We start from the raw sequence: 24,977 nt of genomic DNA, 5'->3' as shown, positions 1-24,977 counted from the left end.
GTATAAATCCATTTTATTATTAAATTTGTGTTAAACTCCCTCTGCTGAATGAAAAAAAATTTATCTTTTTTGTTTATATTTTGTTTTTTCGCCTTTTCCTTCGCACAGTTGGACAGGGAACATTGGTTTGCACCCATGATGGATAGAAGCATAAGTTCTAATCCATATCAGAAATTATACTTATCGACAAACAGAACAACTCCTTTCCCGGTAAACATTTATAATAACAATGTACTTATCGGTACGGTAACCATCAGTAAAAATAATCCCCAGAAATTTGATGTATTAAGGAAATATATTATCACTACCCTTCAGGCAGATCTGTTTACTCCTACAACGAAAGGACTATATCTAAAAGCAGAATTTCCTTTTTATGCTAATCTCAGGTTTTCTGTATTCAACCATGCTGAAATTATTACTTCTAAAGGAATACCTTCTACAGGAAAAAATTTTTACGTGGCAAATGCTCCTATTACAGTCAGTAATTATATCTTAAACTTTATGGCCAGCGTCCTTGCAACAGAGGACAATACAATAGTTACAGTCAGTGGATATAAGCCAACCGTACAGTTCTCGAACGGTACTACCGGAACCACAAACCCTACAATGACTTTTACTCTTAATAAAGGACAGTCATACATTATAGACGGGGTGGGTACAATAAACACTGACGGTTTCATTGGAGCTAAGATCACTGCCAATAAACCAGTCAATATTACCAACGGAAATTTCAACGGTCAATATGCAGGAAACTACCCTTCAAGCTCTGATATTTTAATGGATCAGGCTGTTCCTGTCGAAAGGCTTGGAACTGAGTTTGCTTTGGTAAAGGGAAACGGCAGAATTGGGTCCCATATGGAAGGAGCTATTGTTATTGCTACTGAGAATAATACACAGATCTTTGTCAATGATGAAATTCCTCCCCTTACTACTATAAATGCAGGACAATATTTTATTATTCCTGATTCAAAGTTTAAACTACAGGCAGGCGTCCATTATAACCTTTACCTTAAAACATCCAAAAATGCTTATGTCTATCAGATTCTTGCCGGAGATTCCGTTTCAGGAAGTGAAGTAGCAACCGGCGGATTCAATTTTATTCCGGCACTGAACTGCTATCTTCCCAAACAGATTAATGAATTAGGTTTTATTGATGAGAATTTTGTTCATTCAACCGCCAACCCTTCAGGAATCCTTAATATTCCAACAAAGCTGAATCTTATTACAGAAAAAGGAGCCAATGTCACGGTAAACGGCGCTATTCCACCGGCAACAACAGGTCCATTTAATATGACAGGCACCGCCAACTGGGTTACATACGGTATTCCTAATGTTACCGGCACAATCACTATAGTTTCCGACAAGGCAATCACCGCGGGAATTAATGCAGGGAGTAATGCTGTAGGATATGGAGGTTTTTTTGCAGGCTTTCCTACACAGCCCGTTATTTTAAGCTCAGGAGGAGGCTGTGCTCCCGGCATTGTACTTACGGTAGATCCTGTTATTTACGATACTTATCAGTGGTATGTAAACGGAACTCTTATTCCCGGAGCCACAGGATCATCCATTAGCCCCACACAGTCCGGATATTACACCTGTTCTGTGACGATGGGGAAATGTGCACCTTTGGTGACAGAACAGTTTAAAGTACTTAATTGCACCAAATTGACTGCCACCACCTATAATGTCTGCAGCACAAAAACGATAACCCCTACATTCAGCAGCTCTGCACAAACTCCCGTCCCTTCTACGGTAGCCATTGTGAATGCTCCTACACTGGGAACAGCTGTAATCGATCCTGTAACCGGAATCATTACTTATACTGTTAATACTCCAGGAAGTACGGGGACAGATACTTTCACCTATACTTTCTGCGGAGATGATCCTGTTTTTACGGACTGTGAAACAGTAACCGTCACCGTTAATGTTCTGGCTCTTATCGTAACAAATGCTACATTACATGCCTGTAATATTAATGGTCAGGGAACTTTTAACCTTACTTCTGCCAATGTAACCAATAACTCACCGGTAACTATTACCTATTACCCTACCTTAGCTGATGCGCAGACAGAAAACCCGGGAGCCCTTATCACCTCGACGAATGCCTATACCGCACCAGACGGCACCATTGTATATGCTGTCGTAAAAAATAATCTGGGCTGTAAAAGTATTGCCCAAATCACCCTTTCTTTATATAACGTAGCTATTGTACCGAACAATTATAACGGTATTTTCTGTGATGACAATATGGACGGAACCGTCACCGTTACTTTATCCAGTATAACAGGCATTGTACTGAATAATCCCAGTTACTTTACCAACGTAAGATATTACGCATCTCTTGCTGATGCCAATGCAGGAAACAACAATACCCTTCCTAATAACTGGAGCTATACAGCCACAACAACCATTTACATCAGGGTTGAATCTCCTGATGGCTGTGCTGTTGTTGTGAAACCTTTACAGTTCAGCATAGGAGCCCGTATTCCTTTATTAACACATACAGCCGTAACAAGCATTTGTGATGATGATCTTGACGGAATAAAGGCGATTGATCTTGCACAGTTTATTCCACAGTTTACAGCAGACCCAAATGTAACTTATACTTTCCATGGAAGTTTAGCTGATGCCCAGAATGACACTAATCCTATATCAGCAACCGTTAATAGTACAGGTACCCAGACCTTTTATATCAGATTTGAAAAAAATGGGGTCTGTCCTGAGGTTGGTTCTATTAAAATCACCGTTAAAGCCCCTAAGAAATCTGATATTTTAAAAGACAAGATCATCTGTCTTAAAGCTACCACTACATTAGATGCAGGTCCCGGGTTTGAAAAATACCTCTGGAGTACGGGAGCCACTTCTCCTTCTATTTCCAATGTTCCTGTGGGGAACTACTGGGTGGAGCTTACATTCAATGGTTGTGTTTACAAGCAATATGTTAATGTTATAGAATCACCTCTCCCGGTTATTACCTCTCTTGAAATCAACGGATCTACAGTAACGGTGGGTGTAAGCGGCGGTGTACCTCCATATGAATATTCTCTGGACGGAGTAAGCTGGCAGAGCTCAAATGTGTTCAACAATGTGCCAAGAGGAGCCCACAAGGTCTTTGTAAGAGACTCTAAGCTGTGTGGTGAAGTAGAAAAAGCATTTGCCATCATCAATCTCATCAATACCATTACTCCTAACAGTGACGGACACAATGATGTGATAGACTATTCCGCTTTAATGAGTAATACGAACCTGGAATTCAGAATATTTGACCGCTATGGGGCAGAAATCTTCAGAGGAAGCCCAAGCAACCGATATACCTGGGACGGAACCATGGGCGGAAGGCCTGTACCAACCGCTACCTACTGGTATTTCATATCCTGGACAGAATTTGGCACCTCTATTCCTATAAAATATACAAGCTGGCTACTGGTAAAACGTAAATAACGAAATGATTTTAGTTCAAATTTCATGATATCGTTTTTATTTATGATTATTTATAACATTCATTAACAGTTAAGTATTAAAGTTTAATATAACTTTAACCTGTAATCACTATCTTAATAGGTATAAATTGCCGTATTTCTACGTAATTTTGCCCTAATTATATGAAGAAGCTAATTACCCTATTGATGCTGGTTTTTCTGGCAAAAATCAATGCACAGACATATTCCGGAGAGGTATTTTTAAGAGACAACTCGATCTTGTATCTTAACCAGGTTTACGTAACCAATCTGAATACCCAGAAAACGGTACTTACTGATTATAACGGTACTTATAATATACCTGCCGTTCCCGGAGATGTGATCCGTTTTACTTCTATCGTTACAGAACGAAAAGATGTAAAGCTTACTCCCCAGATGATTCAGCAGAAAAATTTAATTGAATTGAAAATTGCTTATTACGAGATACAGGAAATTGTATTGAGCAGGTTCAAGCCTACGGGAAATCTTAGGTATGACGTAAATTCTATAAGAAAAGAAGATAAAGGACTGGCTATCAAAAAAGTGATTGGACTGCCTGAACCTAAGGGTGACGGAACCTCTCCTGAACTTCCGGTTGCGGGATTAAGAGACGGCGGACTTACTTTCAGCCTGGAAAGCATCTATGATATCCTTTCGGGAGACAGAAAGAAAAAACAACGTTATATGGCCTATGAAAGAATGAATAATTCTGTGGCTCAAATTAAGAATTATCTCGGTAAAGATTATTTTGCCAAGTTCAAAATCCCTGACAACCTTATTGATAATTTCCTTCAGTTTGTTTATACTTCAGAAAATATTGAAGCGTATGTCCTGTCCGGTAATTTTGAGGCGATAAAAATTCCTATCGAAAAGTACCTCCCGATCTATCAGAAAAGGCTTAAGACTTCAAATCTTCAGGAAGTCATTAAATAAACTTTTATATTTTAGGAAATGTATACTATTTAATAATTTATAGTATACATTTCTTTTTTTATTTAAAAATATGTTTAATTTTATCTCACAATGACGTATCTAAAATAAAAACAATTGTATTTCGTTATTGTAATAAACTAATGACCCAAAAACACAAATTAAGAAAGAACATCAGCTTTTAACTTAATATTTGTTAATGAAAAAATTACTTTTACTATTTGTTTCTGTTCTGTTTTTTAACTTATCTGCCCAAAAAAGAGGGAAAGACTACACGAATATTTTAAAAAGTAAAAACATCTATGAGATCAATGCTTTTCTCAGAGATGCCCACCCCGATGATCCCCGCCGGTCTGTATTGAAACCCAGAGTGATGGAAATGATGACGCAATACATTAAAGATGCTCATCCTGCAGACCAAAAAGTAAAAGACATGCAGGAAATGCTTGCTTTGCTGAAAAGAAGACCGTCTACAAAGATCAGTTTTGATGAAATGAACGCCATTATCAAACAGAAACAGATCGCCAAATATAAAGCAGAACTTGCTGCCAAACAATCTACGGTGGTGTATACGCCAAGTACCACTCAAAATGCTTTTGTCGTTAATACATCCGCCAATGTCGCTGTTCCGAATGCCGAAGCTGAGGAGTTTAATCTACTGATGGCTGTAAATCCGGTGGAGCACAAAAATAAAACGGTCAAAATATTAAATTCCCTGTTCGACAACGATCCAAACAGCAAAACAAGTATAGTTCTGATCAAAAACAATTCTGACTGTAATATCATTGTGAGAATGGAAGGTGTTGGAACTACCAAATACAGGCTTGCCGTTCCTGCCCATGATGACAGTACGATTGTTATAGATAAGGGCCAGTATCTTTTCACAAGTCTCGTTTGTGGCGCTCAGTATGCTTCTCAAAAAACAATCGAAAAAGCTATAATGGTTACATTGGGAAGTTCTCCAACTCAGTAAGCATTCCTAAAATCTGTCGAGACCTGCCTTTTATGTCTAAAAGGCAAGGTAATCTATGTAAAAATTGCTATTTTTGCAGGATTTTATAAATGACTCGATGGGCAAAAATAAATTAGCAAGATTCGCTGAAAACAAGATTTTACCAAATGTTATCCAACCTACAAGAGAGGATGCACTCAATGGTTTTCCGCTTAAAGGCAACTGGAGAAAGGATTTCTTTAAGAACGAAAATCCAATCGTACTTGAGTTGGGTTGCGGAAAAGGAGAATATTCTGTAGGGCTTGCTAAAACATTCCCTGAAAAAAACTTCATCGGAATAGATATTAAAGGAGCCAGATTCTGGTTCGGAGCCAAGGAAGCTGTGGATAGCGGAATGAATAATGTGGCATTTCTCAGAACACAAATTGAGCTTGTAGATCATTTTTTTGCAGAAAATGAGGTTGACGAAATATGGATCACGTTCCCTGATCCTCAGATCAAATACAAACGTACAAAGCACAGGCTTACTCATCCTGACTTTTTAGAACGATACAAAAAATTCCTGAAGCCAGGTGGAATCATCCATCTGAAAACGGATTCAGAATTTCTGCATGGCTATACATTAGGCTATTTGCAGGGTGCCGGTTATGAAATCATTACAGCCCACCACGACATTTATGGCGCTCCTGAGTACGATCCGAATACGGAACATCTCAGAGATATAAAAACCTACTATGAAGAGCTTTTCTCTGCTAAAGGAAAAACAATAACTTATATAAAATTCCGGATAAGCTAATGGAATAACACAACAAATTGATGAAAAAAATTTTAACGACCCTCCTCTTCTTTTTCCTGGTTTCGGGTTTCGCTTCGGCGCAGAAAAAACACAAGGATATCCTAAAAAGCACAAATACAAAGGAAATTGAAGACTACCTTAAGAATGCACACCCTGATGACCCTAAAAGATATGTGCTAAAACCTAAACTTATTGCCTTAAAGAATTCCAACTGGACAAAAGGGGCTAAAACCGCAAAGCCAATGGAAGCCAGGCCGGTAATGACTGATATTCCGAACAGATTTTTGAGAAACTCCAACTCTAATGATGCGGAAGAGTTTAAAAGGCTCATCGCCGAAACTTCTGATCAGCATAAAGATAAAACGGTAAAACTTCTGAATGCTATGTTTGATGAAGATATTACCAGTAAAGAGGCTGTGCTTCTATTTAGAAATAATTCGGACTGCAATATCATCCTGAGAATTGAAGGAAAAAATTTCTACAACCTGGCAGTTCCTGCACATGGTGAGAATTTTATCATTCTCAATAAGGGTTCTTATACCCTGAACAGTAATGTCTGTGATGTAAAATACTCCTCTCAGAAAGACATAAAAAAAAGTATATTTGTAGTGATTGAAAATCCCGGTACACCCAGGCCTGATGCCAATAAAGATGCAGCAAAAGATCAAAAGGAAACTGTACCTGTGAAACCTTCAAAAAAGAAAAGATCAAAAAAATAAACTGAATGAAAAAGCTTGCCACTTTCTCCGGAATTTCACTTATCCTTATAAGCTGCAGTGCCAGCTACAGCAGTTATCCCAGCTATCCTATAAGAACTCCTTCAAGTCCGGGAAGTACTGTGATGAGTACGGAAAGAGAATATGCAGAGCTTATTAAGACCTATAAACCTGAAACAGCAGATGTTTTAACAGACCTTCTTAATGAGGATTCTCCCAGCAATCCCAGAACTTCTATTTCGGTGGAAAATAAATCTCCCTGCAATATGGTCCTTACTGTGAGCAGCACCGGCTTCCTTAAAAAGATCCCGATAGGCTCCGGTAAAGTGGGTTATACAATGGTGCCTAAAAACCGGAACTACAGACTCTCCGGAATGCTCTGTAACTCCTCTTATGATTCTACAAAGTATATTACCACATCTTATGCTATAAAGATCAGCAATTAAAATAAACCCCTCTCAAGTTGAGAGGGGTTATCTTATATATCAGGATATGAAAACACAAAAAACGCTGGATAGAAATCCAGCGTTTTTCCTATATTAAAGAAAATCTTTAATTATTCAGCATCGAAATCAGTATCTGTTTCAGCAGATACTTTTTCTCCTTCTTCTTTAGATTTTTCTTTATCAGCTTTTCTTTGAGACTGTCCTTCTTTGATAGAATCAGAAACAATGTTCAGGATCATATCGATAGATTTAGAAGCATCATCGTTTCCTGGGATAACGAAGTCTACTTTTCTAGGATCAGAGTTTGTATCAACAATACCGAAAACTGGAATACCTAATTTCTTAGCTTCAGTTACAGCGATGTGTTCTCTCATGATATCTACAACGAAGATTGCAGAAGGAAGACGAACCATGTCAGAGATAGAACCTAAGTTTTTCTCTAGGTTAGCTCTTTGTCTGTCAACCTGTAATCTTTCTTTTTTAGATAAAGTTTCGAACGTACCGTCTTTTTTCATTTTGTCGATATGGTTCATCTTCTTTACAGCCTTTCTGATTGTAACGAAGTTCGTTAGCATACCTCCAGGCCATCTTTCTGTAATATAAGGCATATTAAGTTCAGAAGCGTGTTTTGCAACCACTTCTTTCGCTTGCTTCTTAGTAGCTACGAAAAGAACTTTTTTACCTGCAGAAGTTAATTTTTCTAAAGCACTACAAGCTTCATCTAATTTAACTGCTGTTTTATGTAAGTCTACAATGTGAATACCGTTTTTCTCCATAAAAATGTATGGAGCCATATTTGGATTCCACTTTCTGGTCATGTGACCGAAGTGTACGCCAGCCTCTAAAAGGTCTTTTACATTTGCTTTTGCCATGTTTTCTGTTTTTGTTAGTTTACTTTCCGTCTTTTAAACAATCAACAACTTCTTTAGATGGGAGAAGTGTTTGGATGCTAAACGTAACGGGCAATTTTTTTGTTTTGATAAATAGATATTAGATACAAGACCACAAACCGAATATATTCTGAAATTTGAAATCTTGAATCTGAAGTCTGAAAATTAACGTTTTGAGAATTGGAATCTCTTTCTTGCTTTTTTCTGACCTGGCTTCTTTCTTTCCACCATTCTTGCGTCTCTTGTAAGTAAACCAGCTGGCTTCAAAGCTAATCTGAATTCAGCATTGATTTCACATAAAGCTCTTGAAATACCTAATCTGATAGCTTCTGCCTGACCTGTATTACCACCACCGAAAACATTTACGGTAACGTCATACTGACCAACAGTTTCAGAAAGGATAAACGGCTGGTTCAACTTGTAAACCATCACGTCTGTAGAGAAATAAGTTGCAGCATCTTTACCGTTTACTGTAATAACACCAGAACCTGGTCTTACATAAACTCTTGCTACAGAAGTTTTTCTTCTTCCGATTTTGTGAACTATAGACATAATTAATTATTTAAATTCGTTAACATTAATTGTTTTAGGCTGTTGAGCTTCATGTTTGTGCTCAGTTCCTTCATATAGATAAAGGTTCTTCAATAAAGCAGATCCTAATCTGTTCTTTGGCAACATACCTTTTACAGATTTTTCCAATACTTTTAAAGAATCTTTCTTCTGAAGTTCAGCCGCAGTCATAGACTTCTGTCCACCAGGGTAACCTGTATGCCAGATGTAAGTCTTATCAGCCCACTTATTTCCGGAAAGCGTAATTTTCCCAGCATTCAAAACGATCACGTTATCACCACAATCTACGTGAGGTGTAAAGTTCGTTTTGTGCTTACCTCTCAAAATCTTTGCAACCGTAGAAGCTAGTCTTCCTAACGGCTGTCCTTCAGCGTCTACCACAACCCATTCTTTATTAGCAGTAGCTTTGTTCGCTGAAACAGTTTTGTAACTTAATGTATTCACACGTTTTAGTTAAAGATTAAACATAATTTTCCCCTAAAAGGGTGTGCAAAGGTACAAATTATTTTCGTAACCCAAAAACATATTTTATTTAATCTGTACTATCTCTGGATTTCAATTCCTTTTAATTGATTATCAACCATTGACTTGATATATGACTTGTAAAATGATGATTAATTAAAAACATTTCAAAATTCTAAAAACACACATAAGAACACAAAGAGTTTGAATATTAAACTCGGACTTTATTAACTTTACTTTAAAGATTTCCTTTAAAGCTTATTAATGTGATTATTTTATGTGACGAAATATTTATATTTGTGTCCAAATCATAGTCCCAAACTATCCATGAGCCACGGAAAAATAAGAGAAGATAAAACCTGCCTGAACTGCGGGCACCAGGTTGAAGAAAAATTCTGCCCGCACTGCGGACAGCAAAATATAGAAAGCCGCCATCCTTTTTACTATCTGTTCACTCACTTTTTTGAAGACTTCACACATTATGACGGCCAGTTTTGGGGAACTATGAAAAATCTGCTTTTTAAGCCTGGAAGACTTACAAAGGTGTATCTCGAAGGAAAAAGACAGCAGTTTGTCCCGCCGGTGAAGCTTTACATCTTTATCAGTTTTATAACATTTCTCCTTATTTCATTTCAGATAACAGATTTAAATTTCGGAAAGGAAAATTCCCACCAGGCAAAAGAAATCAATAAAGAGATTCAAAAAGAAGCCGCTAAAAATAAAGCTGTAAATGAGGCTTTACAGTCTCCGGAAGCACTAAAGGCGGATTCCCTTACCGGCGGAATGCTGACTCGTGCATTAGATTCCAGCCAAGTTAAAAATACAGCTCAAGATGATGTAGATGTTGAAAATATATTTAAAGAGAATAAGAGCATTACAAAATCTTTAGGACTGCAGTCTATGAAGGATTTTGATAAGAAAGATCAAAAGAACGGACACAAATATCAGACTTTTCGCCCTTTCGTAGCTAAAATCTTTGAATTGGAAGAAAAAGGCCATTCTCCTAGTGAGATTATCAATCTTTTTATTAAGAGTTCGGTTCACAATTTACCAAAAGCTCTTTTCATATACCTTCCTCTGTTTGCTTTTCTGCTATGGATATTTCACAGTAAAAAAAAGTGGTGGTATTTTGACCATGGTGTTTTTACTCTCCATTATTTTTCCTTTTTATTATTGCTGACCCTTCTTCTTTTTGTACTGAATAAGGTGTTTAGCTATTTTGATGAAACAAGCAGCTTTGCCATTATTATGAAATGGTTGCTGACTACAGGAGCTACTGTTTATGCAGGATGTTATTTTTTTGTAGCTCATTATAAGACCTACCGCACGCACCCTGCCCTGACTATTTTAGTAGGTGCTATTCTATTCTTTATCAACACCGTTTTATTTACATTCTTATTAATGGGCTTGGGAATCGTTAGCTTTTTATTAATGCATTAACTACGCAGGGACTTGTTTGCCCTAAAACTAGCAATAAGATAATAGGCTACAAAAACCGTGGAAAACTTCAGGATAGACGGAATCGCAAGCTCCAGGTTGAATATGAATGTTCCGATGAGCACCAAAATGCCCATTGCAACAAAGGAAATACCTAATTTTTGCGGCAATGTAAAATTGGGCGTATCCAGATAATAAGCAATTCCCCATGCTATCCCAAAAGACAGGGCATAATATATATCAAGACCTACATTATCAGAACTGTAAAAAAAATAATTGATCAGGAAACTAAGAACAGTTCCTAAAGCAAAGTACATCAAAGCCTTTTTCATACTCTATATATTAATGGTGCAAAAATAAAGAATTTACTTGTCATTATTAAGCGAATGATTGTTAAGTTGGGAAAATAACAACCCGCCACCTACAAACAACTCTCTTAAAATCAAACCATTAAACAAAACCAAAAGGTTCTTATTTTATTATTATATTTGAAAATTCAGAAATTTTCTAGATTTTTTTATGGAAACCCAAAAATATACTCCAACCAACAAAGTGAGAATCGTAACAGCGGCGTCATTATTTGACGGACACGATGCTGCGATCAATATCATGCGCCGCGTGATCCAGGGAACAGGATGTGAAGTGATCCACCTGGGACACGACAAATCAGCTGAGGAAGTTGTTAACACAGCGATCCAGGAAGATGCCAATGCTATTGCATTAACCTCATACCAAGGCGGCCACAATGAATATTTCAAATATATCTACGACCTTTTAAGAGAAAAAAACTCTCCGCAGATCAAAATTTTTGGCGGTGGCGGCGGTGTAATTCTGCCGGAAGAAATTGAGGATATCATGTCTTACGGAATCGACAGGATTTATTCTCCGGATGACGGCCGTGAACTTGGCCTGCAGGGCATGATCGATGATTTGGTTAAAAGATCGGATTTCGCAACAGGAAAAGATATAACCGCTGGTGATCTGGATTCAATCAGTTTTGAAAATTCCACAAGCATCGCTAAAGTTATTTCCGCCGTCGAAAACTTCTCAGAAGAAAAACCTGAACTGGTAAAAGCAATTGACGAAAAATCAAAAGATCTAAATATTCCTATCATTGGTATCACAGGTACTGGTGGAGCGGGAAAATCTTCATTAACAGATGAACTGGTAAGACGTTTTATCCGTTCAAATCCTGATAAAAAAATCGCCATCATTTCCATTGACCCTTCTAAAAAGAAAACAGGAGGTGCTCTTTTGGGAGACAGAATCCGTATGAATGCGATCAATGATCCTAGAGTTTATATGCGTTCGATGGCCACAAGAGAAAACAATGTTTCCGTTTCACCGTTCATTCATTCTGCACTGAATGTTTTGAAACTGGCTCATCCTGATGTTATCATTCTGGAAACATCAGGTATCGGACAGTCCGGTTCTGAAGTGTCTGATTTTGCGGATGTTTCAATGTACGTCATGACTCCTGAATACGGAGCTTCTACGCAGTTGGAGAAGATTGACATGCTAGATTATGCTGATTTAGTGGCATTAAATAAATCTGATAAACGTGGGGCTCTTGATGCCCTCCAAGCCGTTAGAAAACAGTTTCAGAGAAACCATCTGTTATGGGAACAGCAGTTGGATGATATGCCTGTTTATGCAACAAAAGCATCTCAGTTCAATGATCATGGAACAACTGAACTATACAATAGATTAGTTGCAAAAGTAAATGATAAATTCTCCGGTTTAAACTTACAAGGTTTTGTTGAGCAGGAAATTACAGACGAAGTAACCATCATTCCTCCAAAAAGAGTTCGTTATTTATCTGAAATCGTTGAAAACAACAGACAATATGACGCCAATGTTGAAAAGCAGGCTGAATTAGCCAGAAAAATGTATCATATTGAAGGGGTAAAAAGCTTCCTTTCGAATGAGACCCTGGACGCTGAATATCAAAAAGCAGAAAAAGATCTTCAGCAGGAAAATATCGACTTCTTAAAAACCTGGGATGATACGAAAAAAGCTTTTCACGAAGAGTTTTATTCTTATTTTGTAAGAGGAAAGGAAATTAAAGTGGAAACTTCAACGGAATCTTTATCCCACTTAAGAATTCCAAAGATTGCTTTACCAAAATACACAGACTGGGGTGATCTGATCAAATGGAAGGGTCAGGAAAATCTTCCCGGAGGATTCCCGTACACTGCAGGAATTTATCCTTTCAAAAGAACAGGAGAAGATCCGACAAGAATGTTTGCAGGAGAAGGAGGTCCTGAAAGAACCAACAGAAGATTCCATTATGTTTCTGCGGAAATGGATGCAAAACGTCTATCTACAGCGTTTGACTCTGTAACTTTATACGGACAAGATCCAGCTTTACCACCAGATATTTATGGTAAAATCGGAAATGCGGGAGTTTCTATCGCAACATTAGATGATGCAAAAAAATTGTATTCCGGATTTGATCTGGTAAATGCGATGACTTCGGTTTCTATGACCATCAACGGTCCTGCTCCAATGCTGCTGGCTTTCTTTATGAATGCAGCCATCGATCAGAATGTTGAAAAATATATTGCCGAACATAATCTTGAGGCGAATGTTGAAAAAGCTCTAAAAGCAAAATTTGATGATAGAGGCTTAGAAAGACCAAAATACAACGGTGAACTTCCTCCTTCCAACAATGGTTTAGGATTAAAATTATTAGGAATTACAGGAGATGAAGTGATTCCTGCTGAAGCTTATGCCGAAATTAAGGCTAAAACCATTGCGACAGTTCGTGGAACGGTTCAGGCTGATATTTTAAAAGAAGACCAGGCTCAGAATACCTGTATTTTCTCTACTGAATTTGCCCTTCGTTTGATGGGTGACGTTCAGGAATATTTTATCACGGAAAAAGTTAGGAACTTCTACTCCGTTTCTATTTCAGGATATCACATTGCAGAAGCGGGCGCGAACCCGGTTTCTCAGCTGGCATTTACTTTGGCAAATGGTTTCACGTACGTGGAATATTATTTGTCAAGAGGAATGGATATCAATGATTTTGCCCCGAATTTGTCATTCTTTTTCTCTAACGGTATCGACCCTGAATATTCAGTGATCGGCCGTGTAGCAAGAAGAATATGGGCAAAAGCTATGAAGCTGAAATACGGAGCAGACGAAAGAAGCCAGATGCTGAAATACCACATCCAGACTTCAGGACGTTCGCTGCATGCGCAGGAAATTGATTTCAATGATATCAGAACGACGCTGCAGGCACTTTACGCAATCTATGATAACTGTAATTCTCTTCACACCAATGCTTACGACGAGGCTATTACAACGCCGACTGAGCAGTCTGTAAGAAGAGCGATGGCGATCCAGTTAATTATTAATAAAGAATTAGGGTTAGCTAAGAATGAAAACCCTCTTCAAGGATCATTTATTATTGAAGAGCTTACGGATCTTGTGGAAGAAGCAGTTTACGCAGAATTCGACAGAATTACGGAAAGAGGCGGTGTGCTTGGCGCCATGGAAACCATGTACCAGCGTTCAAAAATTCAGGAAGAATCGATGCATTATGAATGGTTGAAACACACAGGAGAATATCCGATTATCGGAGTGAATACGTTCCTTGGAAAAGATGGTTCACCAACAGTACGTCCGGGGGAAGTTATCCGTTCTACTGAGGAAGAAAAGCAGGTTCAGATCGAAACTTTACATAATTTCCAGAAATCTAATGAAGACAGATCTGCAGAAGCTTTAAAACAATTACAATATGCAGCCATCAACCAGCAAAACTTATTTGCCGTGATGATGGATGCTGTTAAATACTGTTCTCTTGGACAGATTACCAATGCTTTATTTGAAGTGGGTGGTAAATACAGAAGAAATATGTAAACCCAGACAATTTTAAACATTGTTGAGCAATATTCAACTTATAAATTAAACCTCAAGGAGATTTCTTTGAGGTTTTTTGTATTTTTACACAACAGCAACATTTTAACTAATGAAATATATTTTATTCCTGATTGGAATTATTTCCTCCGGACTCTTCAATGCTCAAGAAGCTGATAACAACCTCCAGGGTTATTTTATGACCAATTCTAAAGAAACGTTATACCCATATTTTGCTTTTGATGGTAACGGAAAGGTTGATATTGCAGGATATGGAAAAGGAGATTATTTTGTGAAAAATGACTCCGTGGTTGTTTTTCCGGATAAGGATATTTTTATTTTTAAAATGTCTAAAAACCGCTTGACCGGTAATTCAACCTGGGTTAAGGGCACCAAGTGGGAACTAAAGAAAGACAGCCTTGCCGAAAACAACAGAAAAGATGATGCCCTGGCTAAGAAAAATGCACAGCTTCTTTATGAATATTACCGTAAAACAAGAGCCAAATCCAATGATCTTGACAAATTATTTGATGAAAACGCAATGACAAATTATACAAAAACCATTGACGATTTATGTACCAGAGGTCTTGCAAAGGCATGCATGGAGAAATTTGGATTGATGATCATGAACGATGTCGGCGGAATGGAAGCCGTTTTAAAAAACAAACTGAAAAAGCCTAAACAGAATCCTGAAATCATCAAGTTAGGACAAAAAATAATCAGCATGGGCGAGGTTGAAGGCCATACGGTTTTAGGAAGCTATTATTATAGTCTGGGTGACAAAACCAAAGCAAAAAAAGAATGGCAAACAGCAACTGATAAAGGAAGCACAAAAGCCGGATTGGCACAATTTGAAGCGGAAATGAATGATGCAGCAAAATAAAACGCAGAATGAATTAATGAAACCAAAAGCCGTATTCAACTGGAGTAGTGGAAAAGATTCTGCCCTTGCATTTTATAAAATCCAACAGGAAAATCAGACTGAAGTTACAACTCTGCTTACCAGTATCAATAAAGAGTTTCAGAGGATTTCCATGCATGGTGTTCATGTCTCACTTTTAGAAAAGCAGGCTGAAAATATAGGACTGCCTTTGATTAAAATGGAGCTCCCCAAGGAACCATCCATGGAAGAATACCGTGAGATTATGGGTAAAACGATGTCAGACATTCAAGCTATGGGCATTACGCAGTCTGTTTTTGGGGATATTTTCCTGGAAGACCTCCGGAAATACCGTGAAGACCAGCTGAATTCCATAGGAATGGAAGCTATATTTCCACTTTGGAAGCAGGATACAACCGACCTCATCCACGAATTTCTTAATCTTGGCTTCAAAACGATTGTGACCTGTGTGAATGAAACTTATCTGGACAAAAGTTTTGCAGGAAGAATCATTGACCAGGATTTCATCAATGATCTTCCTGAAAATGTTGATCCATGTGGAGAAAACGGGGAATTCCACACATTTACTTTTGATGGGCCTATCTTTAAACATCCTGTTCAGTTTGAAATAGGAGAAACAGTAAAGAAAACCTACCCTAAACCTCAAGTAAATCCTGAAGATGAAGACGGTGAGTATGTTTTCTGGTTCTGCGATCTTATTTTGAAATAAGATTCTATTAGTTACTAGGGTTTTTAATTTAATCTGAATTCAGAGATTAAAAATTAACGCAATGATAAACAAGTTTTATTACTTTACTCTAGCGTTGCTATTATGTTTTTCATCACATTAAATATCAGCTCGACATCCTTTTCGGTGGTTTGCCAGTTAACAAAAGCAGCTCTGATTCCTTTATGCTTATTATAAAAAGTTGGAGTCATGAAGACTTTTCCGGTGTCATTCAGTGCTTCCAGAAATCTGTTGACCTGATCCTGTTTTGCTTCCTCTTTTAAAGTAAAACATACTGTATTTAGCCTTACGGGAGCCAATAATTTGAAATCCTTACTGTCTTCAATCAGTTGGGCAAGTTGTTTAGACAGCGTTATATTGCTTTCTACAATATCCTGATATCCTTCTCTGCCATATGCCATGATAGAAAACCATGCAGGAAGCGCTTTTAATCTTCTTGAATTCTCAGGAAGAAAATTCAAATAATTAAAATTCTCCAACGGGTCTCCCAGATAAGGAGCATTGGAATTCTGAAAGGTTTCCATCTGTAAAATTTTGTATTGTTCTTTTACAAAAAATACCGCACTTTCATAGGGAACGTTTAACCATTTATGACAGTCTACTGTAATACTGTCTGCGTATTCCCAGCCGTCAACAAGATGTTTATAAGCATTTGAACAGGCTGCAAAACCTCCGAATGCTGCATCTATATGCCACCAAAATTTATATTTTCCTTTCAGCTTTCTGATCTCTGTAAAATTATCAAAATCAACCGTATTCACGGTTCCTCCACTGGAAATTAAGATGAACGGTTCTCCATTAAGCTGTATGATATGATCTTCAAGATCCTGTATGTTAATCGCTTCGCGATCTTCTGCAGCAGTTTTTATCTTTATAATATTATTGCTTCCTATCCCTAAAAGTGACAGCGATTTTATGGATGATGAATGGGGTGTAGCTGTCAGTATTTTAACAGTTCCTGACATTCCTTCTTTAGCAATATCCCTTCCCTGCTCTTTTCCCAGCCATTGCCTTGCGACAGCCAGACATGTAAAATTAGACATTGTGGCTCCGGTTACAAAACCTCCCAGAAAACTTTGCGGCAGGCTAAGTAGATCCAGCAGCATCTTTATGGTTTCCATTTCTACATTGCCCGAGATATCTCCCTGGCCTGTTGTAGTTTGAGTATTCTGATCGTAGACTGTTGCCAGCCAATCTCCCGCAATGGAAGCTGGAGTAGTGCCTCCGGTTACAAACCCAAGGTACCGCGGCCCTGATGATCCTACTATGATGGGTTCAAATCTTTCATTGAATATTTTTAAAGTCTCTTCAGTTCCAAAACCGGACTCCGGCAATCTTATGTTTTCAGGTGCCCGATTATTATTTACAGAGGTGGGCCTTTCTGCCAGGGTATTCAAGTATTGAGTTCCTTGCTGCTTTATGATTTCAAGTATATGATCTATTTGCACTGAATCGCTTTTCAAATATTCTTTCATTATGATATATTGTAAAATAATTTATTCAAAAATATTAAATACTTGTAAGATTCTACCCTGGCTTAGCACAAATTTTGCTTCTTTTTGAGACTTCAAAGGATTTTCTTACATTTAAATATGTATCAGTCCTAAAGTCAGTAACTTTTAATATAAAACACCTGTGATAAAAAACGTTTCCTTTCTTCTGCTTTTCTGCTTTTTGTTTTCATGTAAAACTGAAACTCTCCAAAAACCGGTTGACAAAAATGTAATTATTGATTCCACAATTACAGCTTTTCAAAAAACACTTTTGGAGCAGCAGATTGATTCTGTATTTAAAAAATATAATTTCAACGGAAGTATTGCCGTATTTAAAGATTCTCTGCAACTGTACAGGAAAGAAAACGGCTATTCCGATTTCAAGAATAAAGTAAAGATCGACAGCAATACGGTTTTTGCCATTGGATCTGTAAGCAAACAGTTCACTGCGGCCCTTGTTCTTCTTCAGATGGAACAGGGAAAACTGAACGTTAGTGATAAAGCATCCAAATACCTGAAATCATTTCAAATCAAAGAGTATGAAAATATTACTATTCACCAGCTTTTAAATCACACTTCAGGATTAAATACTTTCGGAGGAAAGCTGATGTTCAAAAGCGGTTCGGATTTTTTCTATTCTAATGATGGCTTTAATGCTCTGGGCCAAATTATAGAAGTTGTTTCAGGAAAATCATATGATGAAAATGTCATGGAGCTGTTCAAAAAAGCAGGAATGAAAAATTCTTCCACGGGGAATATCTTTGAGGGTAAGAATTTTGCAGGTGCTTATTTGGGAAATGCTACAAAATTTACAGCCGTTCCGAATATGCCAAAAAGATTGGGAGGAAAGGATATAGGAACTCCGGCGGGTGGCATTCTTTCGACCATAGAAGATCTCCACATCTGGAATAATGCGATCTATAGCGGAAAAATCCTCAAAGCTGAAACTTTAAAGCAGTTTGTTTCTAAAAGTTCGGAAAGACATCATGCCATTTTAGGGAAAATGGGCTATGGCTACGGCATCATGATCAATATCGGAAGCCCTGAAAGTTATTTTCACAGCGGCTATGTGAAGGGCTCCCCTTCGCTGAATATTTATTATCCTCAAACCAAAACCTCTGTTATTATTTTATCTAATATTGCGGATGAAGAAAAGGGAAAAAGTTCAACTTTCAGACCTCATGTGGAAGTTAAAAAGATTACGGACCATCTTGAGAACACTTTGCTACAGCTCAAAGCAAAACACTAATTTATTTAACCTGAATTCAGATAAGAAAATTAAGCCTAATGTACTGTAAGCTACTATTGGACTTATAGCTATTGCCTAATATCAATTGCCCGCAGGCTGAAGAAAATCCTGCATTCTTTTCAGGGTCTTTTTATGTTCAAAAAAATTGAACAGGGTGAAAATTACAAAGGTCTGCATAACAAAGGGAACAAGCAATGTAATAAGTGTCCCGGCTATTTCAGATGTATTTTGCATTCTGAAAAACTGGTAAGCATAATGCCCGGTTTTTCCAACAATCTGCAACATGGAAATCGTACATATTACCATCAAACCCGTATTCTGCTGGTATGAGGTGTAAAAACACTTTCCTTTGTATTTAAAATCTGTTCTCATATATTTCCAGATTTTAATATTTAATAGCCATACCGTCCCCATTATCAGTAAAAACAGTCCATTCAGTACTCTGAAAAATATTGTGTATTCTTCCTGATCTTTTGAAAAATAAATCAGTAGCAGGTTAATTCCAAAGAAAGCAAGACCTATTATAAAAGACTTTTTCAGGAGTATATTAAATTTTTCTTTAATGATCTTTTTTACAATTAGTGGAATCTCTACAGGAGAAAATAAAAAGTAACTTACCATTTTAAATTCTCCGTCCCATGATTTTTTTACGTTCAGAAACGCGTCTTCAAAATTCAGATTTTTGCGAAGCTGAACATCTGCAATCTGGGAGATCATATGGTCCTTTATTTCCACTAAAATATCAAGAGGAAGTTCCTGAAAAATAAGATAATCTGTAACCTGTTTTTCCTGTGCTTTGGTCATCATATGTTAAAAATAGTATTGAGGTTTAACAAATAACTTTTCATTTCGTTTTCCTGAACAGCCTGGTGTTTCTTTCCCTTTTCTGTCAGGAGGTAATATTTACGGTCCCTACCGTTGATCTTTTGGATCTCTGAGGTGATCATCCCGTCATTCTCCAATTTATGCAGCAGCGGATACAGCGCACCTTCCGTCATCTCAAGCTCCCCTTCCGTAAGTTCTTTGGCACGCTGGGTAATCTGATAGCCATACATTTTTACTTCTTTAGAAAGCAGTTTTAGAATAATGTTCTGGAGTGTTCCTTTGTAAAGACTATTCTTTTTCAAAAACCTTGTTTTTATACCTTGTAAATCTATGCATAATTTTCTTATGCATTAAGTTTTTTCTGAAAAATATCTATTTTGCGGTATGAAAAAAATGTATTTCATCGCTATTTATCCTCCACAGGGCATCATTGATGAAGTAAAGGTGTTCAAACAAGATCTTGCTGTGAATTATGATAATTCAAAGGCATTAACCAATGATGCACATATTACTTTATTATCACCTTTTGAAAGAGAACTTGAACTGGAAAGTGATATTCATACTGCTTTCCAGAAGATAGATACGGATATTCCTCCCTTTGAAATACTACTGAATGGTTTCGGAAGTTTCCCTAATCCAAAAAATCCGGTCATTTTTGTACAGCCTGAAGCCAACGAAAATTTAAATTTACTTCATCAAAGGGTAAGACAGCATTTCAGTTTTGGCAAGAAATCTTTTACGCCTCACATGACCGTTGGTTACAGAAACCTTAGTTTTGACAACTATCTGAAAGCGTGGGAGATTTACAAGAGCAAAGAATATAAAACTAAATTTTTAGTCGAAAAAATTCTACTTCTCCGTCATGACGGAAGATGGATTCCCATTGCTGAAAAACATTTAAAATAAGGCTCAATCAAACTTTATCACAATTCAGTAAAAAAGATTTATAAACCCTATCTTTGAACCATGATTTCAGAGAAGATAATTTTAGGGATTGATCCCGGAACAGCGATTATGGGTTTCGGCATTATTTCCGTGACCAAAAGTAAAATGGAAATGATTTCCATCCACGAGCTGATCCTGAAAAAATATCCGAACCACGAAACAAAACTGAAATATATCTTTGATAAGACATTAGCTCTGATCGATGAATATCATCCTGATGAAGTGGCCCTGGAAGCTCCATTTTACGGTAAAAATGTGCAGAGTATGCTTAAACTGGGCCGGGCACAAGGCGTTGCAATGGCCGCAAGCCTATACAGAAATATTCCCATCACGGAATATTCTCCCAAAAAGATCAAAATGGCCATCACCGGAAACGGAAATGCCAGCAAGGAACAGGTAGCCGGAATGCTTCAAAATCTTTTAAAACTGAAAGAATTTCCTACCAAATACCTGGATGCATCTGATGGTCTGGCTGTTGCAGTTTGTCATCATTTTAATTCCGGGACTATTGCAGATACAAAATCCTACAGCGGATGGGATAGTTTTTTGAAGCAGAATCCGGGGAGGGTGAAGTAGAAATATAAGCTACTTTCTGAATTTCCTTATCTTGATATTTTGTATAATATTATATAATGTCATTTAACTTTCTATTTCGTGGAGAGATACTGTTTATTTACCTTATAAAGTATTTATATTTGCTTATTATTAGTAAAATACAGTGGTTTAATACCTTAAAAGATATAAGCAATGGATACTTTCGGCAAAAAATTAAGAGAATGCAGGGAAGCTAAAAACCTTTCCCAAAAGGATGTGGCAGGGCTTTTAAATACTTCTTACTCTGTAATCGGGAAGTATGAACGTGATGAGATGATTCCTTCTATTGAAGTAGCCAAAAATATTGCTAAGATTTTAGATACTACAGTTGGTTATCTTTTGGGGGAAACAGAAGGAGTAAACATCTTTAAAGATCCTGCAATGCTGAACCGTTTCAACGACATTGAAAAACTAGATCCTGAAAATAAAAAACATCTGCTGTCTGTTGTAGACGGTTTTATTCAGGCACTTAAATTTAAAAATATTGCGGCGCTATGAAAAAATATATTCTGATACTAATTACCTTTATTCTTGTAAGTTGCAACTTTAATAAAATATACCAAAATAGAGAAGAGGATAAAAAAGAAGAGGCATTTAAATTATTTGGAGATGGATTTTTTCAAGTAACAAGCAAGAAACAATTAGAGCAAATGCTTGACAGAATAGATAAGGACTGTGGTGATAATATAAAAAAAAACTAAAATAATTAAATGGGAAACATTTATTTCTGAAGGAACAAATCCTAAATCCCAATATATATTATTGTATAAAGTAGATAGAAACATCAAAAATACGGAAGAAAAAATTACTTTACTAAAGATTAATGATAGTATTAAAATTGTAGGATACGACGTTAAAGCAATTCTATAAGTTAAGTAAAAAAAGCCAACTTTAAAGTTGGCTTTTTTTACTTAACTCTTTACACCTACATGGTGGTGGAGCACCTTTAAAATTAGTGCTGTCAAAATGTAGATAACTTTTTTTATTATTTCTTTCAATTAATAATGTTAAACTATCCTTTTTTTTAGAAACATAATCCCCTAACTCAATTTTGTTTTTCCATTGATCAAGCATAGGTAAACAAATCTCACCAAAACTCATATAAGCATTCATATGATTTAAGGAATCAGCAACTTCTCCTAAGTATTTTTGTTTTTGTATTTCAATAGGAGAAAATTCAGATACAAAAGAATCTGTTTCTGATTTAAAAAGGCCAGACAATCCTTTTTCATAATTAAAATAAATAAATAAATAAATAAATAAATAAAATTAGGAATCCAATTAAAGAAATGAAAAATGGAACTTTATTACTCTTTAACATTTATATTATTTTTTAGAAGGTTTAGTCCCAAATAGCTTTGTTGTACCATATTGGTATGATGATCCAAAACCAATTGGATTTGTTCCTATACCAAAAGTTGTATATCCTTTAGCCCCATTATTATTTAATCCAAAATTACTAGGTTTCATATCTCTAAATTGAAACTTCCCATCATAATCCGTTCCTCCATAGGAGGCATTTAGAAAAGGGACTCCTCCCGAATAGCTCATGCCATTTCCTGCGAAGCCTTCAACTTTAAAATCATGACCAGCAGCAGGGGTAACGCTATACATACTTAAAGACGGTCCTAGATCATAACCCACTCCATAATTTATGTTAAAATAAAAAGAACTTCCATTATTATTATCTGCCGAAACATAACCTAATGCACCAGACCACCCTTGACCAACTATACAACTATACCTAAATTCAGCTCCCATTCCTCCAAATCCGGCTAATGGTAGCTGACTAATTATTGCTAACATTTGACTATCTGGATTAACTCCAATTTGAGTTCCTGCTCCAGTAGTGAAGGATTCGGTCATTACCTTTCCACTAGAATCGGTTGCCACACCTGAAGCATCTAAAGTATATTGATAATTTTGTTGTCCATTACTTGTCCCTGTTATTGTCAAAGCATCTTGATATTCTGTAACACCAGTATATTTTTTATCTTTTGCATCTTGTAACGAATGAACATCTTTGTCATAAGTCCAAGATGTTTGCCCATCAACAACTGATTTAATCCATCCTGTTCCTTCTCTACCATCAGGATCAATAAAGTTAATAGGATTGCTAAATGCATAGTTATAAGGACTATATCTTCTCATCTTTTCAGCCAACGGATCTATTACACCCCATCTTCCCAGATCTGGCATATACATCCTAGCTCCATAATCATACATCCCCGTCTCTTGCAACTCCTTACCATTGTACTTATAATTATAAGTAACCTCATAAAATACGATGTACTTATTATCTACCACACGATGCAATCGTGCGGAGCTACGGGTTTATTTGTTTATTATCTGAGAACGAACGAGACGCTCGTACTAGCGGGGTCTTTGCTCAGTGTTTTTTTTGTTCTATAATCTTTTTATAACAATTCTCCCCATCATGGTAACCAAAGCAAAGTACAATATTCTTATTTTTTTTTTCAAAAAAAGTAGTATAGGTCATATCAGTATCATTCACATCTTCTGGAAAGGCAATTAAATCTTTATCAAAATTTAAATAAAAATCATTAAACTCTATTGTGTTACCTTCTAATTTGTATTTCGAATTGTAATTCAATAATTTCTTCCCTTTTATATTGTAAATCACTCTGTTATAAATCCCATCCTTGTTAATTGTCAGAGTGTCATATGTATTCTTGTATGATATGGGTGAATATTTTCCATATATATCTTCATTACTAATATTTTGGCACGAAAATAAAAAAGGTAATAAAATTAAACTTATACTTTTTTTCATATTTATTAAATTTAAGATGTTCAATTTAAAATCTAGGTCTTGTTAATATAGATGGCGGTGTTATAGTTTGTTTAAAAACGTTCTTTAAGGTTGGGTTAACTGCTTTCTGTTGAACTTCGTATTTGCTTTCAGTCCATATATAAGTCTGATATGTATTGCCAAAGCTATTTACCCTTCCTTCGGTTCTTTCAAAATTATTTACTGGTAATCTATAAAACAATGACTCTTGTGATTTAGAATCAGTCATTAGAAAGAGTGTTTCATCTCCTAATTTATACCAAGATATATTTGATCTTCCCCACATTTGTTCATAAAAATCAAAATTTGCTGTTATGGGGTTAGCTTGAAGATAATCCATTTTGACGACTCCTTTTGAATTTTTTGAATTTAGTACACCCTGTCTTGCTAAAGAAGAATATGGAGACGATGACTTATCTAGAGAAGCAAAAGGTCCATCATTAAAATCACTAAATAGACTGCGAGCAGGTCCACTTCCTCCAAAATATTCAGCTGTTATAGTTCCCCATCCTACATCTTTTCCTCTATGAGTATAACCACGAATAATAGATTCTCCGCCTTTAATAATATTTGAAGCTCCAGTTTCTCGACTAACTACTTTAGTATCTCCATTTCTTTGATGGTAAAAATCTATTTTATTTCCACCTAAATTACTAATCATCTTGCCATTCTTATCATACTCATTAAATGGTTCTCTTCCATCAGGATCAGTATATTTTACTGGATTATCAAAGGTATAGTTATACGGCGACCAGCTTGGCATTTTCTCCGCTAAAGGATCCACAACACCCCATCTTCCAAGATCTGGCATATAGAATCTTGCGCCATAGTCATACATTCCCATCTCCTTAGTTCCTTGCCATTATACTTGACTGATAAATACCTGCAACACAGGGTTGTTTTAGTTATC

Annotated in this window: 25 protein-coding genes and 1 pseudogene; 15 read left to right on the top strand and 11 right to left on the bottom strand. The window is 36.6% G+C overall.

Translation table 11 applies throughout. The annotated features are described in order from the left end of the window. Nucleotides 1-48 precede the first annotated feature (48 nt). From V6R96_RS09365 to V6R96_RS09340, 6 genes are all read left to right on the top strand, one after another. The gene (locus tag V6R96_RS09365; RefSeq protein WP_336379090.1) at nt 49-3,441 is read left to right on the top strand and encodes a T9SS type B sorting domain-containing protein; all 3,393 of its coding nucleotides are present in this window, start codon (nt 49-51) and stop codon (nt 3,439-3,441) included. Between the two features lie 161 nt (nt 3,442-3,602). Next, nucleotides 3,603-4,391, top strand: coding sequence for a hypothetical protein (locus V6R96_RS09360; RefSeq protein WP_336379091.1), 789 nt, complete (start codon nt 3,603-3,605; stop codon nt 4,389-4,391). 196 nt (nt 4,392-4,587) lie between these two features. Continuing rightward, nucleotides 4,588-5,361 carry a DUF6759 domain-containing protein gene (locus tag V6R96_RS09355; protein ID WP_111955598.1) on the top strand — a complete coding sequence of 258 codons (774 nt, stop codon included), beginning with the start codon at nt 4,588-4,590 and terminating at the stop codon, nt 5,359-5,361. A 97-nt stretch (nt 5,362-5,458) separates the two neighbouring features. Then, nucleotides 5,459-6,136, top strand: coding sequence for a tRNA (guanosine(46)-N7)-methyltransferase TrmB (gene trmB, locus V6R96_RS09350; protein WP_111955600.1), 678 nt, complete (start codon nt 5,459-5,461; stop codon nt 6,134-6,136). A 20-nt stretch (nt 6,137-6,156) separates the two neighbouring features. Continuing rightward, nucleotides 6,157-6,855 carry a DUF6759 domain-containing protein gene (locus V6R96_RS09345; RefSeq protein ID WP_336379092.1) on the top strand — a complete coding sequence of 233 codons (699 nt, stop codon included), beginning with the start codon at nt 6,157-6,159 and terminating at the stop codon, nt 6,853-6,855. Nucleotides 6,856-6,860: 5 nt separating this feature from the next. Beyond that, on the top strand, nt 6,861-7,298 hold the full coding sequence (locus V6R96_RS09340; RefSeq protein WP_111955602.1) for a DUF6759 domain-containing protein: 438 nt from the start codon (nt 6,861-6,863) through the stop codon (nt 7,296-7,298). Nucleotides 7,299-7,408: 110 nt separating this feature from the next. Here V6R96_RS09340 and rpsB read toward each other — a convergent pair whose 3' ends face one another. From rpsB to rplM, 3 genes are all read right to left on the bottom strand, one after another. Further along, nucleotides 7,409-8,170, bottom strand: coding sequence for a 30S ribosomal protein S2 (rpsB, locus tag V6R96_RS09335; RefSeq protein WP_111955604.1), 762 nt, complete (start codon nt 8,168-8,170; stop codon nt 7,409-7,411). A 183-nt stretch (nt 8,171-8,353) separates the two neighbouring features. Beyond that, nucleotides 8,354-8,740, bottom strand: a complete 387-nt coding sequence (gene rpsI, locus V6R96_RS09330; protein WP_045501218.1) for a 30S ribosomal protein S9 — start codon at nt 8,738-8,740, stop codon at nt 8,354-8,356. Between the two features lie 6 nt (nt 8,741-8,746). Continuing rightward, nucleotides 8,747-9,202 (bottom strand): 50S ribosomal protein L13, encoded by a 456-nt coding sequence (gene rplM / locus V6R96_RS09325; RefSeq protein ID WP_034706094.1) that lies wholly within the window; start codon nt 9,200-9,202, stop codon nt 8,747-8,749. Between the two features lie 345 nt (nt 9,203-9,547). Between rplM and V6R96_RS09320 the strand changes: the two genes are divergently transcribed. Further along, complete coding sequence (locus tag V6R96_RS09320; RefSeq protein ID WP_336379093.1) at nt 9,548-10,660, top strand: DUF3667 domain-containing protein; 1,113 nt, start codon at nt 9,548-9,550, stop codon at nt 10,658-10,660. On the opposite strand, the gene V6R96_RS09315 is transcribed toward V6R96_RS09320, so the two are convergent. Further along, nucleotides 10,657-10,989, bottom strand: a complete 333-nt coding sequence (locus V6R96_RS09315) for a hypothetical protein (RefSeq protein WP_111955608.1) — start codon at nt 10,987-10,989, stop codon at nt 10,657-10,659. The genes V6R96_RS09320 and V6R96_RS09315 overlap by 4 nt on opposite strands. 187 nt (nt 10,990-11,176) lie before the next feature. Between V6R96_RS09315 and V6R96_RS09310 the strand changes: the two genes are divergently transcribed. From V6R96_RS09310 to V6R96_RS09300, 3 genes are all read left to right on the top strand, one after another. After that, nucleotides 11,177-14,524: a methylmalonyl-CoA mutase family protein gene (locus V6R96_RS09310; protein WP_111955610.1), complete on the top strand. Its 3,348-nt coding sequence runs from the start codon at nt 11,177-11,179 to the stop codon at nt 14,522-14,524. Between the two features lie 109 nt (nt 14,525-14,633). After that, nucleotides 14,634-15,404 (top strand): hypothetical protein, encoded by a 771-nt coding sequence (locus V6R96_RS09305; protein WP_336379094.1) that lies wholly within the window; start codon nt 14,634-14,636, stop codon nt 15,402-15,404. Nucleotides 15,405-15,420: 16 nt separating this feature from the next. After that, nucleotides 15,421-16,131 (top strand): diphthine--ammonia ligase, encoded by a 711-nt coding sequence (locus V6R96_RS09300; protein ID WP_111955656.1) that lies wholly within the window; start codon nt 15,421-15,423, stop codon nt 16,129-16,131. An 83-nt stretch (nt 16,132-16,214) separates the two neighbouring features. On the opposite strand, the gene V6R96_RS09295 is transcribed toward V6R96_RS09300, so the two are convergent. Beyond that, nucleotides 16,215-17,624: a pyridoxal-dependent decarboxylase gene (locus tag V6R96_RS09295; RefSeq protein ID WP_336379095.1), complete on the bottom strand. Its 1,410-nt coding sequence runs from the start codon at nt 17,622-17,624 to the stop codon at nt 16,215-16,217. A 289-nt stretch (nt 17,625-17,913) separates the two neighbouring features. Here V6R96_RS09295 and V6R96_RS09290 point away from each other — a divergent pair, with 289 nt between their 5' ends. After that, nucleotides 17,914-18,891 (top strand): serine hydrolase domain-containing protein, encoded by a 978-nt coding sequence (locus V6R96_RS09290; RefSeq protein WP_336379096.1) that lies wholly within the window; start codon nt 17,914-17,916, stop codon nt 18,889-18,891. 81 nt (nt 18,892-18,972) lie between these two features. On the opposite strand, the gene V6R96_RS09285 is transcribed toward V6R96_RS09290, so the two are convergent. Both V6R96_RS09285 and V6R96_RS09280 read right to left on the bottom strand, forming a co-directional pair. Next, a complete protein-coding gene (locus tag V6R96_RS09285; RefSeq protein WP_336379097.1) occupies nt 18,973-19,698 on the bottom strand; it encodes a hypothetical protein in 726 nt (241 codons plus the stop codon). Beyond that, nucleotides 19,695-20,018: a PadR family transcriptional regulator gene (locus V6R96_RS09280; RefSeq protein ID WP_034746505.1), complete on the bottom strand. Its 324-nt coding sequence runs from the start codon at nt 20,016-20,018 to the stop codon at nt 19,695-19,697. Before V6R96_RS09280 ends, V6R96_RS09285 begins: the two co-directional genes overlap by 4 nt. Nucleotides 20,019-20,100: 82 nt before the next feature. Between V6R96_RS09280 and V6R96_RS09275 the strand changes: the two genes are divergently transcribed. The 4 genes from V6R96_RS09275 (at nt 20,101) to V6R96_RS09260 (ending at nt 21,956) form a co-directional block, all read left to right on the top strand. Next, on the top strand, nt 20,101-20,622 hold the full coding sequence (locus V6R96_RS09275) for a 2'-5' RNA ligase family protein (protein WP_336379098.1): 522 nt from the start codon (nt 20,101-20,103) through the stop codon (nt 20,620-20,622). A gap of 60 nt (nt 20,623-20,682) precedes the next feature. Further along, the gene (gene ruvC, locus V6R96_RS09270) at nt 20,683-21,237 is read left to right on the top strand and encodes a crossover junction endodeoxyribonuclease RuvC (RefSeq protein ID WP_040997663.1); all 555 of its coding nucleotides are present in this window, start codon (nt 20,683-20,685) and stop codon (nt 21,235-21,237) included. A gap of 171 nt (nt 21,238-21,408) precedes the next feature. After that, complete coding sequence (locus tag V6R96_RS09265) at nt 21,409-21,753, top strand: helix-turn-helix transcriptional regulator (protein ID WP_336379099.1); 345 nt, start codon at nt 21,409-21,411, stop codon at nt 21,751-21,753. Then, nucleotides 21,750-21,956, top strand: coding sequence for a hypothetical protein (locus tag V6R96_RS09260; RefSeq protein ID WP_336379100.1), 207 nt, complete (start codon nt 21,750-21,752; stop codon nt 21,954-21,956). The genes V6R96_RS09265 and V6R96_RS09260 overlap by 4 nt, the downstream gene beginning before the upstream one ends. Nucleotides 21,957-22,146: 190 nt before the next feature. On the opposite strand, the gene V6R96_RS09255 is transcribed toward V6R96_RS09260, so the two are convergent. The 4 genes and pseudogenes from V6R96_RS09255 to V6R96_RS09240 all read right to left on the bottom strand — a co-directional run bounded on the left by V6R96_RS09255 (nt 22,147) and on the right by V6R96_RS09240 (nt 24,911). Then, nucleotides 22,147-22,476: a hypothetical protein gene (locus tag V6R96_RS09255; protein ID WP_336379101.1), complete on the bottom strand. Its 330-nt coding sequence runs from the start codon at nt 22,474-22,476 to the stop codon at nt 22,147-22,149. An 855-nt stretch (nt 22,477-23,331) separates the two neighbouring features. Further along, nucleotides 23,332-23,523: pseudogene (locus V6R96_RS20775) on the bottom strand (RHS repeat-associated core domain-containing protein); the annotation flags it as partial. A 121-nt stretch (nt 23,524-23,644) separates the two neighbouring features. Continuing rightward, on the bottom strand, nt 23,645-24,049 hold the full coding sequence (locus V6R96_RS09245; protein WP_336379103.1) for a hypothetical protein: 405 nt from the start codon (nt 24,047-24,049) through the stop codon (nt 23,645-23,647). A gap of 25 nt (nt 24,050-24,074) precedes the next feature. Continuing rightward, nucleotides 24,075-24,911 (bottom strand): RHS repeat-associated core domain-containing protein, encoded by an 837-nt coding sequence (locus V6R96_RS09240; RefSeq protein ID WP_336379104.1) that lies wholly within the window; start codon nt 24,909-24,911, stop codon nt 24,075-24,077. Nucleotides 24,912-24,977 lie beyond the last annotated feature (66 nt).

The organism is Chryseobacterium sp. CCNWLW53 (assembly GCF_037083525.1).
In the GTDB taxonomy this organism is placed as follows: Bacteria; Bacteroidota; Bacteroidia; order Flavobacteriales; family Weeksellaceae; genus Chryseobacterium; species Chryseobacterium lathyri.
Note: the sequence above shows the minus strand (reverse complement) of the source record. Positions and strands in the feature narration are given on the sequence as shown.

Bases quoted from the DNA above. Each gene is read 5' to 3' on its own strand.
- V6R96_RS09365 (WP_336379090.1), top strand. From the start codon at position 49: ATGAAAAAAAATTTATCTTTTTTGTTTATATTTTGTTTTTTCGCCTTT.
- V6R96_RS09360 (WP_336379091.1), top strand. From the start codon at position 3,603: ATGAAGAAGCTAATTACCCTATTGATGCTGGTTTTTCTGGCAAAAATC.
- V6R96_RS09355 (WP_111955598.1), top strand. From the start codon at position 4,588: ATGAAAAAATTACTTTTACTATTTGTTTCTGTTCTGTTTTTTAACTTA.
- trmB (WP_111955600.1), top strand. From the start codon at position 5,459: ATGGGCAAAAATAAATTAGCAAGATTCGCTGAAAACAAGATTTTACCA.
- V6R96_RS09345 (WP_336379092.1), top strand. From the start codon at position 6,157: ATGAAAAAAATTTTAACGACCCTCCTCTTCTTTTTCCTGGTTTCGGGT.
- V6R96_RS09340 (WP_111955602.1), top strand. From the start codon at position 6,861: ATGAAAAAGCTTGCCACTTTCTCCGGAATTTCACTTATCCTTATAAGC.
- rpsB (WP_111955604.1), bottom strand. From the start codon at position 8,170: ATGGCAAAAGCAAATGTAAAAGACCTTTTAGAGGCTGGCGTACACTTC.
- rpsI (WP_045501218.1), bottom strand. From the start codon at position 8,740: ATGTCTATAGTTCACAAAATCGGAAGAAGAAAAACTTCTGTAGCAAGA.
- V6R96_RS09320 (WP_336379093.1), top strand. From the start codon at position 9,548: ATGAGCCACGGAAAAATAAGAGAAGATAAAACCTGCCTGAACTGCGGG.
- V6R96_RS09315 (WP_111955608.1), bottom strand. From the start codon at position 10,989: ATGAAAAAGGCTTTGATGTACTTTGCTTTAGGAACTGTTCTTAGTTTC.
- V6R96_RS09310 (WP_111955610.1), top strand. From the start codon at position 11,177: ATGGAAACCCAAAAATATACTCCAACCAACAAAGTGAGAATCGTAACA.
- V6R96_RS09305 (WP_336379094.1), top strand. From the start codon at position 14,634: ATGAAATATATTTTATTCCTGATTGGAATTATTTCCTCCGGACTCTTC.
- V6R96_RS09300 (WP_111955656.1), top strand. From the start codon at position 15,421: ATGAAACCAAAAGCCGTATTCAACTGGAGTAGTGGAAAAGATTCTGCC.
- V6R96_RS09295 (WP_336379095.1), bottom strand. From the start codon at position 17,624: ATGAAAGAATATTTGAAAAGCGATTCAGTGCAAATAGATCATATACTT.
- V6R96_RS09285 (WP_336379097.1), bottom strand. From the start codon at position 19,698: ATGATGACCAAAGCACAGGAAAAACAGGTTACAGATTATCTTATTTTT.
- V6R96_RS09275 (WP_336379098.1), top strand. From the start codon at position 20,101: ATGAAAAAAATGTATTTCATCGCTATTTATCCTCCACAGGGCATCATT.
- ruvC (WP_040997663.1), top strand. From the start codon at position 20,683: ATGATTTCAGAGAAGATAATTTTAGGGATTGATCCCGGAACAGCGATT.
- V6R96_RS09265 (WP_336379099.1), top strand. From the start codon at position 21,409: ATGGATACTTTCGGCAAAAAATTAAGAGAATGCAGGGAAGCTAAAAAC.
- V6R96_RS09260 (WP_336379100.1), top strand. From the start codon at position 21,750: ATGAAAAAATATATTCTGATACTAATTACCTTTATTCTTGTAAGTTGC.
- V6R96_RS09245 (WP_336379103.1), bottom strand. From the start codon at position 24,049: ATGAAAAAAAGTATAAGTTTAATTTTATTACCTTTTTTATTTTCGTGC.
- V6R96_RS09240 (WP_336379104.1), bottom strand. From the start codon at position 24,911: ATGGGAATGTATGACTATGGCGCAAGATTCTATATGCCAGATCTTGGA.